This is a genomic window from Devosia sp., from assembly GCF_030689745.1.
Classification (GTDB): Bacteria; Pseudomonadota; Alphaproteobacteria; order Rhizobiales; family Devosiaceae; genus Devosia; species Devosia alba.
On the sequence record NZ_JAUYGL010000020.1, the window covers coordinates 1 to 11,991 of the forward strand.

Genomic DNA, 11,991 nt, shown 5'->3' on the forward strand with positions numbered 1-11,991 from the left:
GAGATTCGGCTTGTTGCCACTGCGTACCAGCTTCAGGCCAAGCGCAATCTCTGCCGCCGCCTCTGGGCACCAGGAAGTGACATGAATGTCGGGCCTGATTTCGTCCGTGGTCAGGTCAACCACTCGATACTGCACAATCATCGCCCAACTGATCCTCCAGCCTCATCCTCTGGCTAGATAAAACACACCCCAACATTGGAGATGCGACATGAGCAAGGTGTTCCACATCTGTCGCGACTTCCTTATGGATCAATGGCGCCGGCCGAATTTCCTCCCCAAGAGATCGCAAGCAAGGGCAAAGGCGGGTAATCGCCACCGAAAAGGGCAGGGCACTTCTTGGCACGCCGCCTGAAAAGATTGCGCTTCTCATGCGGGAACCCGAATTCCGCGAGTTTTACCGGAATGAGGCCAGCACCGCCGGCACAGACAGCGGGATCAAAGAGCCCGTTCACAACATCGCCGCCTCGACGACGCCAGAAGAGAAGATCGATGCCGCTTATGCCTCGCAAACGGGCGACTTACGCGACGAGTTACTGGAGCGCATCCTCGAAAACAGGCCGGCCTTCTTCGAGCAGCTTATCATCGACCTGCTGGTGACCATGGGCTATGGCGGCAACCACAAGAACGCTGCAGCCCAGTTCGGACGCTCCGGCGATGGCAGCGTCGACGCCATCATCAACGTGGATCGGTTCGGGCTTGATCGTATCTGTGTGCAGGCCAAACGGTATGCGCCAGCCAACCAGGTCGGTCGTCCCAACGTCAATGGCTTCGTCGGCCGCCTGGTCGGCCTGGGCGCCAGCAAGGGCATATTTGTCACTACGTCGACCTTCAGCCAGCCGGCGCAGCTTCCAGTAGTTTTCGGGCAGACTGGATCAGTTGGTCGCATTGGGCGATCCGATCGATCTCTACGGATTGGCGTCACGTAGACGAAACTGCCGACCATACTGAAAAGCACGCCCACCCCTGCGTCCCGAACCTGTTCTGTCCAAGCTCAAAGGACGCGCCAGAATCCCAGGGCGTCTTTTGAGTTTTGTCGCCTATTGTGCAAGTGGACTTGCCGTATCAGGGCTCCGTTTGAATTTCCGCATAGTCTGGAAAACAGCGACACTCCAAATCATCACTGTGACGATGCCCAGCCCGGCCGCCACCGGCCTGCTGAAGAAGCCAAGCAGACTGCCATCCGAGATGATCATCGAGGTGGTGAAGTTGCTTTCCACCAACGGTCCCAGCACGATACCAAGAATGATAGGCGCGATGGCGATCATTCGCGCCTCCAGCACATAAGCGATAACTCCCGCACCCAGCATCAGCACGACGCCAAACATCGAATTGTTCATCGAATACGAACCCACGATGCAGAATAGCAGGATGGCCGCATTGAGTAGCGCGCGCGGCACCTCAAAGATCCAGCGGGCACTCTTGGCAGCCACCCAGCCGAGCGGCAGCATCAACATGTTCGCGATCGCAAAGACAATCATCACCGCGTAGAAATTTTCGGGGTGCAGTGTCATTAGCGTTGGCCCAGGATCCAGCCCTTTCATGACCAGGACGCCAACGGCAATTGCGGTCACCGCGTCGCCCGGAATGCCGAATACCATGGCCGGAATCCACGACGCACTGAGCGCCGCATTGTTGGTGGCTCCGGCCTCGACCAGCCCCTCGGGGTGGCCGGTGCCGAATTTTTCGGGTTCCTTTGAGGTCCGCTTGGCGAGCGCATAGGTGATCCAGGCTGCCAGATCACCGCCAACCCCGGGTAACGCCCCCAAAAGCGAGCCTATGACCGATCCCCTCACTTGATTCTTGCGGTACTTCCACAGCATGGCCAGGGTTCCCGCGAACGGGTTCTTGATGTTGACCTGCGCCACCTCGGTCATGACACGACGGCCCGAGCGCATAATCTCGGAAACGGCGAACATACCAATCATGACAGGAATAAAACTGATGCCCCCCATCAGTTCGATACTCCCGAAAGTGTAGCGCGGCGTGCCGGTCAGTGGGTCCATACCCACCTGCGCGATGAACAAGCCCAGCAGCAGCGCCAGCGCTCCCTTGACCATGCCGCCCGAGGAGATCAATGCCGCGCAGCTCAGGCCCAGTGCGGCGAGCCAGAAATACTCGAAGCTGGAAAATCCCAGAGCTGCCTTGGCCAGCATAGGAGCGGTAAACAACAGGAACAGGAATCCGAACAAGCCGCCCAGCACGGATCCCACCACACCGATGCCGATGGCTAGCCCTGCCTGACCCTTCTGGGCCATACGATAGGAATCTTCGACATAGGCCGCTGAGGCTGGTGTGCCAGGAATGCGCAGCAGGGTACCGGGTAGGTCGCCCGCGGTGATGGCCATGGCGGTGCACGAAATGATTGCTGCAATGGCAGGAATTGGCGCCATATAGAAGGTCAGTGGCACCAGCAGCGCAGTCGCCATGGTGGCGGTTAGTCCGGGAATTGAACCAACGAAGAGGCCAAAAACGGCCGCGAGAAATATGGTAACCAACGTTTCAACGTTGAAGACCATGCTGGCGGCAAGAGCGAATGCTTCCATTATCGGTTACCCCAGCAGCCCGCGCGGCAGCGAAACGCGCAACACAAGCGTGAAAAGAAAATACACCGCGCCCGTAGCAATGGGGCTGAAGATCAGCGCAGCAAGCCAGCCGCCTTTGCTGATCATCACCACAACGAACGCAAAAATCGTACCGGCCACCAGGAAGCCCAGAACGGGCGTTGCAAAGATGAGGGCAATGAGCGAGGCCACAATGCCGGCCGCAAACCATGTCACCAGTGGTGGTGCCTCGTCCTCTGGATCATCCGGCACGAGCCAACCCTGCACCGCGAGCACGACCCCCAACAGGCCCATTGCACCGCCGACGATAGACGGGAACAGGCCGGGTCCGACACTCATCCCAGGCAGGGGGTGCAGGTTGAGCGCCTGCTGCAGGATAGCCGCGCCACCGAGCGCAAAAATCACGCCCAGCACGCTATCCATTGGTATTGACCGCTTCATGCGCTCCCCTTTTAGGTTGAACGGCCGGAGACAAGCCCCGGCCGACATTGGTGTTGGAAAGTGCTGGTCAGCCTATTTGGCGAGGCCGACGGCCTGCAGTGCCTTGCCGATGGACGTATCGGCATCCATCATGAAAGCCTCGAAACCGGCGGCGTCGCGGTAGTCGATGCCAAAATTGCGCTGCTTCATGAACTCGGCGAATTCATCGCTGTTGAACACCTTGTCGAGTGCCGCAACCAGCGTGGCCTTTACGTCATCCGGCAGGCCATTCGGTGCGGCGATACCGCGCCAGGCATAGGCCGCCCACTTGTTACCCAGCGCTTCTTCAGCGGTGGGGACATCGGGGGCTGCTGCCACGCGCTCATTGGCGGCAACAACCAGCGGCTTGACTTCCCCGGCCTCAACCATCGGGCTGGCATCAGGCATGGTAGTGGTCACCACGCTGATGGCGCCGGAGGCCAGCAATTGTAGGCTGGCAGCAGCACCTTCTGTTGGAACCCAGGGAGCATCGGCAGGGTCAATGCCATTGGTGGTAAGTACGCCAGCCCAGCCCAGATGAGCCATGCCGCCAAGATTAGCGCCCGAGGCTTTGATCGTGCCTGGATTGGCGCGGATCTCAGCCAGCAGCTCATCGAGGCTCGGGCCATCGGCGCGGACATAGACAGCTTCCGGGTCGGCGTTGAACAGCGCGAGAGCTTCATAGTTGGAATAGTTGAGCGGCGACACGCCGGTCCAGTGATACATGGACAACTCGGTCGTGATGATGCCGAGCGTATAGCCATCGGGCGGTGAATACGAGATTTCGGTATGGCCGACAATGCCGCCACCGCCGGTGCGGTTGATGACGTTGATCGGCTGCCCGAGTTCCTTTTCCAGCAAGGTGGCCACGATGCGGCCCGTGGCATCGGTGCCACCACCGGCACCCCATGGCACGATCAGATTGATGGCGTGGTCGGGATATTGTGCCTGCGCCATTGCCGGAGCAATCGCCAGAACAGATAGCGCCAAGGCGCCCGCAAATTTCTTCAATAGGGTCATTCTAGGTCCTCCCAGAGGAAAGTCGGCTAACCGACATTTGATGTGACGCTTGCCGTATCGCAAACTTGTGTACCACATTTCGGAATTAGCATGACTCTAACGGGCATGCAATACGCCGAAGAATCTGTAACAAACACTAATTTTGTTGACATGACGCGCACTTCCTTTCTATTTCTTAGGGGAAGACTATTCCACATTGTGGGATTGCATGCAGCGGCTGGCGAAACGATGCATCAGGCCTGCAGATCGACTTTTTTGGATGAAATCGCCACGGTGGCGGCCATCCCGGCTTTGGAGGAACTCGATGACGAACCAAATCGCGCTTTCGCTGCGCAACATGCTGACGGGGATTCTGCCGCCCCTGTCGATGCCATTCGATGAACAGGGCGACCTGGTGAAGGGCGGCCTCAAGGCGCAGATCGAATTCATGATCGCGTCGGGAGTGCGCGGTCTGGTGGTCGGTGGCTCGACCGGCGAGGGACATACCCTGTCGGCCAGTGAATTCACCGAGGCCATGATCGAAGCGTATGACGCGAATGGCGGACGGGTGCCGTTCGTCGTCGGCCTTATCGTGCAGTCGACGCGCGACGCTATCAACCGGGTCAAGGCCCTCGGTGACATCAAGATCGATGCCTTGCAGGTGACACCGGTCCACTACCTGTTCAAGCCCGGTCGCGAAGCCACTATCGAGCACTTCCGCGCTATCTGGGAGGCGACCAAGGTTCCGATCCTGATTTACAACGTCATTCCCTGGAACTATCTGTCGATCAACGACATGTTGGCCATTATGGAAGCGGTGCCGGGCGTGGTCGGCATGAAGCAGTCTTCGGGCGACGTGAAGTCCGTGTCCGATCTGATCCTGCGGGCCAGGCCAGAAAACCTGGTATTGACCGGCATCGACGCTCTGCTCTTTCCCAGCTTTGCTCTGGGCGCACATGGAGCTATCAGCGCGCTGACCTGCGCGGTGCCGGGCGTTACCGTCAAGCTGTTCAATGCCGTCCAGGCTGGCGATCACCAGACCGCCAAGGACATCCATTTCCGCCTCAACGCCTTGTGGAATTCGCTGCGCCACGACAACCTGCCGGCCTGCGTAAAATACATCCAGCACCGCCAAGGCATGCCCCTGTACCACCCGCGCGCGCCCATGGAGCGCGTCACCAACGAGCAGAAGCAGCAGATTGACGTCGCGCTTGTACCGGTTCTCGAACTTGTGGATGTGCGCGCCAACTCGGCCGCCTAAGCTCTGGACTGCGGGCAGCATCCCCCGCTGCCTGCATTCCGCCTCATCGGTGCAAGAGAGGACACGATGAAAAAACTGATCAACGATCCGGCTAACTACGTCGACGAAACACTCGACGGGCTGTGCCTCGCCCATCCCGGCCTCCGGCGCGTCGGCGACGACCGCCGGACCATCGCCCGTGCAGTTGGCATGCGGCAGGGCAAGGTCGGCCTTGTTTCGGGTGGCGGCTCGGGTCATCTGCCGCTGTTTAGCGGCTATGTCGGCGCGGGACTGCTGGACGCCTGTGCCATCGGCAATGTCTTTGAGGGCCCCACTATCAATTCCTGTCAGGATGCCATCGCCGCGGCCAATGGCGGTGTCGGCGTGCTTTGCCTGTTCGGCAATTACGGTGGCGACAGAATGAATTTTGAAATGGCCAGCGAATTTGCGGCCATGGAAGGCGTCGAGACGCGCACCGTACTCGGCACCGACGATATCGCAAGCGCCAGCCCCCAGGAGGTCCATAAGCGCCGTGGCGTTGCCGGGCTGATCCTTGCCTACAAAGCCGCTGGTGCGCTGGCCGAGCAAGGTGGCAGCCTCGATGCCGTTGCGGCAGTGGCCCGGAAGACCGTGGACCGCACTCGCACTATCGGCGTCGCCCTGTCTCCGTGCCAAATTCCAGGCGCCGCCGGGCCAAATTTCATCATAGGCGATAACGAGATCGAGATGGGCATGGGTATCCACGGCGAGCCTGGTATCTGGCGCAAACCGCTCCGCCCCGCCGACGCGCTGGTTGACGAAATGCTCACCAAGCTGTTGGCGGAGCGCCCTGGAGACGTCAGCCGGGTTACTGTGCTGGTCAACAGCCTCGGCTCCACCCCCTTCGAGGAACTCTTCATTCTCTATCGTCGCGTCGTCCGCCAGCTCGATAACGCAGGCCTCACCATCGTCCGCCCGCTGATCGGGCCCTATGTCACGTCGATGGAAATGGGCGGCGCCTCGATCAGCCTGTGCTTTCTTGATGATCAGATCGAGCCCCTGCTGGCAGCTCCAGCCGATTGCCCGTTCTGGAAGGTGGGTTAAACCATGGCCATCAATCTCAAGACGCTGGCCGACGCAATCGCTCGCGCCGACCGCAGCATGCCCTCGCTGACCGATAGTCTGAATGCCGCCGACGCCAGGCTGGGCGACGGCGATACCGGCACCATGCTGGCGCGCCTCATCGGCACCTTCGCTGCGGTGGATCTGCGCGACGCCGCCGATTTGGGTGCGGGCTTCATGGCGCTCGCCAAGTCCGGTGCGGCCTCGACCGGCTCCAGCCTGGGCACGCTGATCATCACCGCAATGATGGTGGCCAGCAAAGCCACTCAAGGGCAGCCGGAGTTGGAATGGATCCGTCTGGGCCCGACAATCGCAGCCGCCCGCGATGCCGCCATGGCTCGTGGCAAGGCCGAGCTGGGCGCCAAGACCATCATCGATGGCCTCGATGCGCTGGCAGCAGCCGTCGAAGGCAAGGACAACCCTACAGCCATCGCTGCCGCAGCCACGGTGGCCATGGACGCTGTGCTTGAGACATTCCGGCAGCGCCCGTCGGCCATGGGTCGAGCGCGCATGTTTGCGGACAGAAGCATTGGTCTTGATGATCCCGGCATGCTGGCTCTGGACAAAATCGTGCGGGCCGTGTCGGCCGATGATAGCGTCGATCATGGCGCCGCTGCGCACGCTTGAGGCGGAGTCTCAAGTAAACTATGAAATCGAAGCCAGACAACCGCACCGAGCTGTCTGATCGAGGGGCTAAGACGAAAGCAATGACAGATTCCGTCGCGGCATCCGTGCCAGCCAAAACGACCCGTAGCGATGAGAGTCTCAAATCTCTCACCAAGGTTTCGCGGGTTCTCGACTGCTTCACCACCTCGCGACGGGCGCTGAGTCTGGCGGAAATCTGCAACCTCACCGGCTATCCGCGCTCCACCACGCATCGCCTGCTGGCCGCCATGCGCGAAGTGGGCTTCATAGAGCAGGATCGTGAGCGCGACTTCTATCGCCTCGGGCTGCGCCTGTTCGAGTTGGGCAATACCGTCCTGGCTAATCTCGATCTGCATCGTGAAGGGCGCGTCATTGTCGATGCGCTGCATCGCCTCACCAGCCGCGCCGTGCATCTGGCCGTCTTCGACGGCCACCGCGCGGTGGTCATCCAGCGCACTGAAGCCGAGCCAATGCTGTCCAACACTATGGTGGAAAATTCGCCGGTGCACTGCACCAGCGTCGGCAAAGCAATCCTCGCCTATCAGCCGGCGGACATCGTCGCCCGCGTCATTGCGGCCGGGCTCGAGCGCTTCACTGAAACCACCATTACCGATCCGCAAGCTTTGGCCATCGATCTCGAGGCCACGCGGCAGCGCGGCTACGCTATCGATAATGGCGAGCACCAGCCTGGCCTGCGCTGTATTGGCGCCCCTATCCGCAACCAGCTGGGCGCCGTTTTCGCAGGCATCAGTGTCAGCGCTCCGGCCTGGCAGATGCCGTCGACTGAGGTTGACGAGCTCAACAAGGTCGTCATCTATCACGCCAATCTGATTTCTCAGCGGCTGGGCTACTTGCGTTGAATGAACCATCGCCCCCTCCTGGTGGCGTGACGGATGGACCGGCCCCGTAGGGCCGGCAGCGCTGCGTCAGACAGGACCGCCGGTCTTGCCGACCGGCCAGATGTGCTGCAGGTTTTCGCCGGCCAGGATGCGCTGGCGACAGACGACCTCGTTCTTGCCCAGTTCATCAGCCGCATCGGCAATGACCCCAACCAGCTCGGACGGGATGACCACCACGCCCGTAATATCGGCAAAAATCACGTCACCCGGACGGATGCGGACGCCGTCGATATCGAGATCGACCTGATAATGCGTGGCCTCCATGCGCCCCGAAACACCCACGGGGCTCATGCCCTTAGCAAACAGCGGATAGTCTAGCTTGCGCACCTCGGCCAGGTCGCGCACCGTGCCATTGACCACAGTCGCAGCCGCACCCTTGGTCTTGGCCCCGCTCGACATCAATTCGCCGGTGCCCGACCCTTCGGCGCAGGAAGAATCCACCATCAGGATACCACCCTTGACCACGGCATCGATGGCGCGGTGATAGACATCCTGCGGCTGACCAACTCGCGGACTGCGCTCATAGCGAACCGTCGAAACCGGACCGCAGATCACCTGACCGGGTGCCAATATGCCAAACTGGCTGATCCCTTTGAGGTAGCCATAGGGTCCGCGACCATCCAGCACGTCGTGAATGTCACCAGAATACCACTTGGCAAGCCGCCTTATCGCTGTCCATTCAGTTTGGTTATAGTCGTAAGCAGCCATTAGTTGGGTTGTCCTTGTTGTTTGGCGGCGTCGATCGCCTGCTGGAGATAGGCGGTGGAATTGTCGATATGCTCACGCATCAACAGCCGACTGCTGTCGACATTGCCGCTACGGATGGCGGCGATGATGGCCTGATGTTCAGCCACGCCCTCCGCCTGGGTTTTGCTGGGCACCCGGCTGGTCAGCTGGATGACATCGGTAATCAGTGCATACAGATTGCCGTAAACGCTGCTGAGGATTTCGTTGCCGAGCGACTGCACCAGCGCCCGGTGAAACTTGGCGTCCGCATTGGCGTAATGTGCAAAGTCCTTGGCGCCTACCAGTTCAGCCAGTGCGGTCTCGACATCGCTCGAAACCTGTCCTTCGCCAGCCGCCAGCCGCCCTACCACCTCAAGCTCGAACATGCGCCGCACATCCATGAGCTGAACCAGATAGGCAGCATCTTCCGCAAACAGGCTGCGCACCGTCATCGCCAGTGAACCGAGGAACTGATCGACATCGTCGCGTACGACTTCGGCGCGTTCCCCATGCCGACGCCGCACAAGGCCTCTGGTCTCCAGCACTTGCAGGCCCTCGCGGACTGAACGCGTACTTATGGAGAACCGCCGCGCCAGCTCGGCCTCTGAGGGCAGGCGTGCGCCCACCTTGAGGTCCCCCGAAAGTATCTCGGCCTCGATAGCAGACACCACTGAGATGTGGAGCTTTTCCCGGTCTGGTGCGGGCGCGATCACCATGCGGTGAAACCGCCATCAACCACGACATTGGAGCCAGTCATATAGCTCGAGGCGTCTGAGGCGAGAAACTGGATCACGCCATTGTACTCGTCCTTCTCAGCCTGCCGACGCATCGGCACGCGCTCAAGGAAATTGTCGATGAATTCCTTGTCGAAGCTGCCCGTCTTGACGCCGCCAAACGAGATAAGATTGCAGCGGACATTCTTTTCGGCCCAATAAGTTGCGACATAGCGTGTCAAGTTGATCAGGCCCGACTTGGAGGCCGCGTAGGACACCGCCTTGATGAACGGCACGCCATCGCGCTTCTCGCGATAGGCGTAGAGCGCCTGGTTGGGCGAGACCATGCCGTAGATGGAGCCCACATTGATGATGCTGCCGCGGCGTTCCTCGGCCATTTTTGCGCCGATAATTTGGCTACACAGCATGACACCGGTGAGGTTCACATCGATGATATCGTCCCAAAATTTCTGCGGATACACTTCGAAGGGGGCATTCTGTTCAGCGCCACCATCGGGTTTGGAGTCGATACCCGCATTGTTGACCAGCACATGGGGCACGCCCCAGTCGGCGATCAGCTTGTCGGTCGCGGCCTCCAGCGCCGCCTTGTCGGTTACGCTCGCCTCATAGACCTTGATGCTGCCACCGAGTCCGGGAAACAGCTGGTCGAGCTGCTCCTGCGTCACCGGCCGCCGGCTATACACCGCCACTTTTGCATCGGCCTCGGCGAGCGAAGTCGCAAATTCCCGCCCCAGTTGACCAAGACCACCGGTGACAACGATTACCTTCCCCGCAACGCTAAACAGCTCAGACATCCATCGCTCCAACTTATGTCATAAGTCATATGTCATAAGATGTAAGTGACCACTTTGCAAGCAGTAGCGCTGGTGATTGTGCAGTCTGTGCGACCGGGATGAATTTGAGCGTGCAAATCTGAGGAAACATTCACACCCTTAGAGCTTCGTATCTGGGCGGCAATGAACATGGCTATGGCAATCGGACTTTTTCCAATCGCCGCTCAGCCCGGACACTGAATCTCTTCTCAGATGCCGCTGGTTTTGCGGCCGACCCGCTAGTGCTGAGTCGGTGAAACCAAAACTGCGATCGCTGCGCTGCGCGTAATTGGCACCGGGGAGATCAACTACACCACGATCCTGCGGGCCCTCGATCAACTTGGGTATGGCGGTTGGGTAGGCTGCGAGTATCGTCCCGAAGGCACGACATCCGTAGGCTTAGGTTGGATGAAGCCGTTTGTGGCGCGAAGCTGACGCGCAAGTCACGTGCTCATCCGATCCGGGCTGTCGAAGCCGTTACCGCCGGCATCGCTGTTCATGATGGGCACCGGAACGCCGGCTTGGCTCTGGGCCAGCTGGAACTGGCGCACATCCTCCGTGGTCGCGGTATCCGGCGGCCGCCGCAGAAAACTGGCGAAGCACCCTACATCGCGGATGTAGTTGCGCTGGGTCGCCACCGAGAAATGCCGCATGGTCATATCGTCGACCAGCTTCTGGCGCAGTGGACTGATAGAGGTGTTGGGAAGGATCGTGGTCATCGTTGGGCTCCTGGAAATGAAGGAGCCGAATGGAACGCCTGAACGCGCGCATGCGCAATCAGGCGATAACTTCAGGGCCTGGCCACTATCCCACAGCGGCCACCCTCCCGCGCCAGCGGGTTCGTTCTGCCACCCCATCGCGGTCGGCGTGGCACCTATGATGACAGCCGACTTTTTGGATTTGGGATTGCCCCTCGCAATGGCGGGAATGGGGCGGAGTTGTTATCATCTGTGTATAGGCTACGTGTAGCCTTGGCCCTATTTTCTGATTTGCATTTCCACAGTCTGCGCCACTCAGTCCGGCCACCGCGTCCCTTCTCAAATGCCGCTGACTTCGACCCCGACCCGCTAGTGCTGGGTCGGTAAAACCAAAACTGCGATCGCTGCGCTGCGCGCGCATTGGAGAAGGGAGCCTGGCGGTGGCCTTGACCCAGAAGCAGGCCGCGGACGCCTTCGGCGTTGCCCCAGTGCCGGTGGCACTGGGTGTTTGATGATAGGCGGCCTGTTTCTGCGTCAACCTCGGGCTCGATGGTCTGAAGCTGGACAAAGAACTGTGCACGGTTCGTCCGACGAACCTCCGTCTTTCTTCTCCTATTTTTTTGTCCTTGAAATGGCCGCCCTTGGGCGGCCACTTGACGGACGGTTACCCCGAGGCCCCGCTTGGGGCGGAGCGGAGTAACGGGCTGTCGGCATGGCTGGACCTCGCAGGGTCCACGCCATGCCTCACTTCTCTTTCGACTAGGCGCGGCTTGCCGGCAGGCGCATCTTGGGGCCGAACTTGGGCGCTTTCATCAGCAGCCGGCGCCCGAGCCAGGGATAAAGCGCGGCGATCATCCCGGCATGCATGCGGAGCAGGGGGCGCACCTTCTCCGTGCTGGTGAGCAGGGTGTTGAGGCGCGCCATGGTGGCGGGATCCACCGCCGCCTTGATTGCGGGCAGGGTGCTGAACACCATCAGCACCAGCGGCACCCAGTGCAGGCCGTGGCGGCTGGCCAGCAGCGTGCCGAGCCTCCGCTGAAGCTCGCGCTCGATGCTCGGACGCGAGCCAGACTGGTGGGTGTCGAAGACCTCCACCTGCGCCAGAAAGGCCAGCCCC

Annotated in this window: 13 protein-coding genes and 1 pseudogene; 6 read left to right on the plus strand and 8 right to left on the minus strand. The window is 60.4% G+C overall.

Going from position 1 to position 11,991, the window contains the following annotated elements:
* Positions 1-368: 368 nt before the first annotated feature.
* Positions 369-926 (plus strand): restriction endonuclease, encoded by a 558-nt coding sequence (locus Q8O80_RS01800; RefSeq protein WP_305576299.1) that lies wholly within the window; start codon positions 369-371, stop codon positions 924-926.
* A 111-nt stretch (positions 927-1,037) separates the two neighbouring features.
* Here the strand turns inward: Q8O80_RS01800 and Q8O80_RS01805 are convergent, their stop codons facing one another.
* The 3 genes from Q8O80_RS01805 to Q8O80_RS01815 all read right to left on the minus strand — a co-directional run bounded on the left by Q8O80_RS01805 (position 1,038) and on the right by Q8O80_RS01815 (position 4,040).
* On the minus strand, positions 1,038-2,543 hold the full coding sequence (locus tag Q8O80_RS01805; protein ID WP_305576301.1) for a tripartite tricarboxylate transporter permease: 1,506 nt from the start codon (positions 2,541-2,543) through the stop codon (positions 1,038-1,040).
* A gap of 6 nt (positions 2,544-2,549) precedes the next feature.
* Positions 2,550-2,984: a tripartite tricarboxylate transporter TctB family protein gene (locus Q8O80_RS01810; RefSeq protein ID WP_305576303.1), complete on the minus strand. Its 435-nt coding sequence runs from the start codon at positions 2,982-2,984 to the stop codon at positions 2,550-2,552.
* A gap of 90 nt (positions 2,985-3,074) precedes the next feature.
* Positions 3,075-4,040: a tripartite tricarboxylate transporter substrate binding protein gene (locus Q8O80_RS01815; protein WP_305576305.1), complete on the minus strand. Its 966-nt coding sequence runs from the start codon at positions 4,038-4,040 to the stop codon at positions 3,075-3,077.
* A 304-nt stretch (positions 4,041-4,344) separates the two neighbouring features.
* On the opposite strand from Q8O80_RS01815, the gene Q8O80_RS01820 reads away from it, so the two are divergent.
* The 4 genes from Q8O80_RS01820 (at position 4,345) to Q8O80_RS01835 (ending at position 7,865) form a co-directional block, all read left to right on the plus strand.
* Positions 4,345-5,280, plus strand: coding sequence for a dihydrodipicolinate synthase family protein (locus tag Q8O80_RS01820; RefSeq protein ID WP_305576307.1), 936 nt, complete (start codon positions 4,345-4,347; stop codon positions 5,278-5,280).
* Between the two features lie 66 nt (positions 5,281-5,346).
* Positions 5,347-6,342, plus strand: a complete 996-nt coding sequence (locus Q8O80_RS01825) for a dihydroxyacetone kinase subunit DhaK (protein ID WP_305576309.1) — start codon at positions 5,347-5,349, stop codon at positions 6,340-6,342.
* 3 nt (positions 6,343-6,345) lie between these two features.
* Positions 6,346-6,987: a DAK2 domain-containing protein gene (locus tag Q8O80_RS01830; RefSeq protein WP_305576311.1), complete on the plus strand. Its 642-nt coding sequence runs from the start codon at positions 6,346-6,348 to the stop codon at positions 6,985-6,987.
* Positions 6,988-7,067: 80 nt separating this feature from the next.
* Positions 7,068-7,865, plus strand: coding sequence for an IclR family transcriptional regulator (locus Q8O80_RS01835; protein WP_305576313.1), 798 nt, complete (start codon positions 7,068-7,070; stop codon positions 7,863-7,865).
* Positions 7,866-7,931: 66 nt separating this feature from the next.
* Here the strand turns inward: Q8O80_RS01835 and Q8O80_RS01840 are convergent, their stop codons facing one another.
* From Q8O80_RS01840 to Q8O80_RS01850, 3 genes are read right to left on the minus strand one after another with little or no spacing between them, the layout of a single operon-like run.
* Positions 7,932-8,612, minus strand: a complete 681-nt coding sequence (locus tag Q8O80_RS01840; RefSeq protein WP_305576315.1) for an RraA family protein — start codon at positions 8,610-8,612, stop codon at positions 7,932-7,934.
* Entirely contained in the window at positions 8,612-9,346 is a 735-nt protein-coding gene (locus Q8O80_RS01845; RefSeq protein WP_305576317.1) for a FadR/GntR family transcriptional regulator, read from the minus strand. Before Q8O80_RS01845 ends, Q8O80_RS01840 begins: the two co-directional genes overlap by 1 nt.
* Positions 9,340-10,158 carry an SDR family oxidoreductase gene (locus Q8O80_RS01850; RefSeq protein WP_305576319.1) on the minus strand — a complete coding sequence of 273 codons (819 nt, stop codon included), beginning with the start codon at positions 10,156-10,158 and terminating at the stop codon, positions 9,340-9,342. Before Q8O80_RS01850 ends, Q8O80_RS01845 begins: the two co-directional genes overlap by 7 nt.
* A 309-nt stretch (positions 10,159-10,467) precedes the next feature.
* Here Q8O80_RS01850 and Q8O80_RS01855 point away from each other — a divergent pair.
* Positions 10,468-10,611, plus strand: a pseudogene (locus Q8O80_RS01855) (hydroxypyruvate isomerase); the annotation flags it as partial.
* Positions 10,612-10,619: 8 nt separating this feature from the next.
* On the opposite strand, the gene Q8O80_RS01860 reads toward Q8O80_RS01855, so the two are convergent.
* The gene (locus Q8O80_RS01860) at positions 10,620-10,895 is read right to left on the minus strand and encodes a phage integrase N-terminal SAM-like domain-containing protein (protein ID WP_305576321.1); all 276 of its coding nucleotides are present in this window, start codon (positions 10,893-10,895) and stop codon (positions 10,620-10,622) included.
* 738 nt (positions 10,896-11,633) lie between these two features.
* On the minus strand, positions 11,634-11,991 hold a 358-nt coding region (locus Q8O80_RS01865; RefSeq protein WP_305576323.1), incomplete at its 5' end, for a hypothetical protein.

Excerpts from the sequence above, each read along its gene's own strand:
- Q8O80_RS01850 (WP_305576319.1), bottom strand. The coding sequence starts at position 10,158 with ATGTCTGAGCTGTTTAGCGTTGCGGGGAAGGTAATCGTTGTCACCGGT.
- Q8O80_RS01805 (WP_305576301.1), bottom strand. The coding sequence starts at position 2,543 with ATGGAAGCATTCGCTCTTGCCGCCAGCATGGTCTTCAACGTTGAAACG.
- Q8O80_RS01830 (WP_305576311.1), top strand. The coding sequence starts at position 6,346 with ATGGCCATCAATCTCAAGACGCTGGCCGACGCAATCGCTCGCGCCGAC.
- Q8O80_RS01845 (WP_305576317.1), bottom strand. The coding sequence starts at position 9,346 with ATGGTGATCGCGCCCGCACCAGACCGGGAAAAGCTCCACATCTCAGTG.
- Q8O80_RS01825 (WP_305576309.1), top strand. The coding sequence starts at position 5,347 with ATGAAAAAACTGATCAACGATCCGGCTAACTACGTCGACGAAACACTC.
- Q8O80_RS01820 (WP_305576307.1), top strand. The coding sequence starts at position 4,345 with ATGACGAACCAAATCGCGCTTTCGCTGCGCAACATGCTGACGGGGATT.
- Q8O80_RS01800 (WP_305576299.1), top strand. The coding sequence starts at position 369 with ATGCGGGAACCCGAATTCCGCGAGTTTTACCGGAATGAGGCCAGCACC.
- Q8O80_RS01840 (WP_305576315.1), bottom strand. The coding sequence starts at position 8,612 with ATGGCTGCTTACGACTATAACCAAACTGAATGGACAGCGATAAGGCGG.
- Q8O80_RS01860 (WP_305576321.1), bottom strand. The coding sequence starts at position 10,895 with ATGACCACGATCCTTCCCAACACCTCTATCAGTCCACTGCGCCAGAAG.
- Q8O80_RS01810 (WP_305576303.1), bottom strand. The coding sequence starts at position 2,984 with ATGGATAGCGTGCTGGGCGTGATTTTTGCGCTCGGTGGCGCGGCTATC.
- Q8O80_RS01835 (WP_305576313.1), top strand. The coding sequence starts at position 7,068 with ATGACAGATTCCGTCGCGGCATCCGTGCCAGCCAAAACGACCCGTAGC.
- Q8O80_RS01815 (WP_305576305.1), bottom strand. The coding sequence starts at position 4,040 with ATGACCCTATTGAAGAAATTTGCGGGCGCCTTGGCGCTATCTGTTCTG.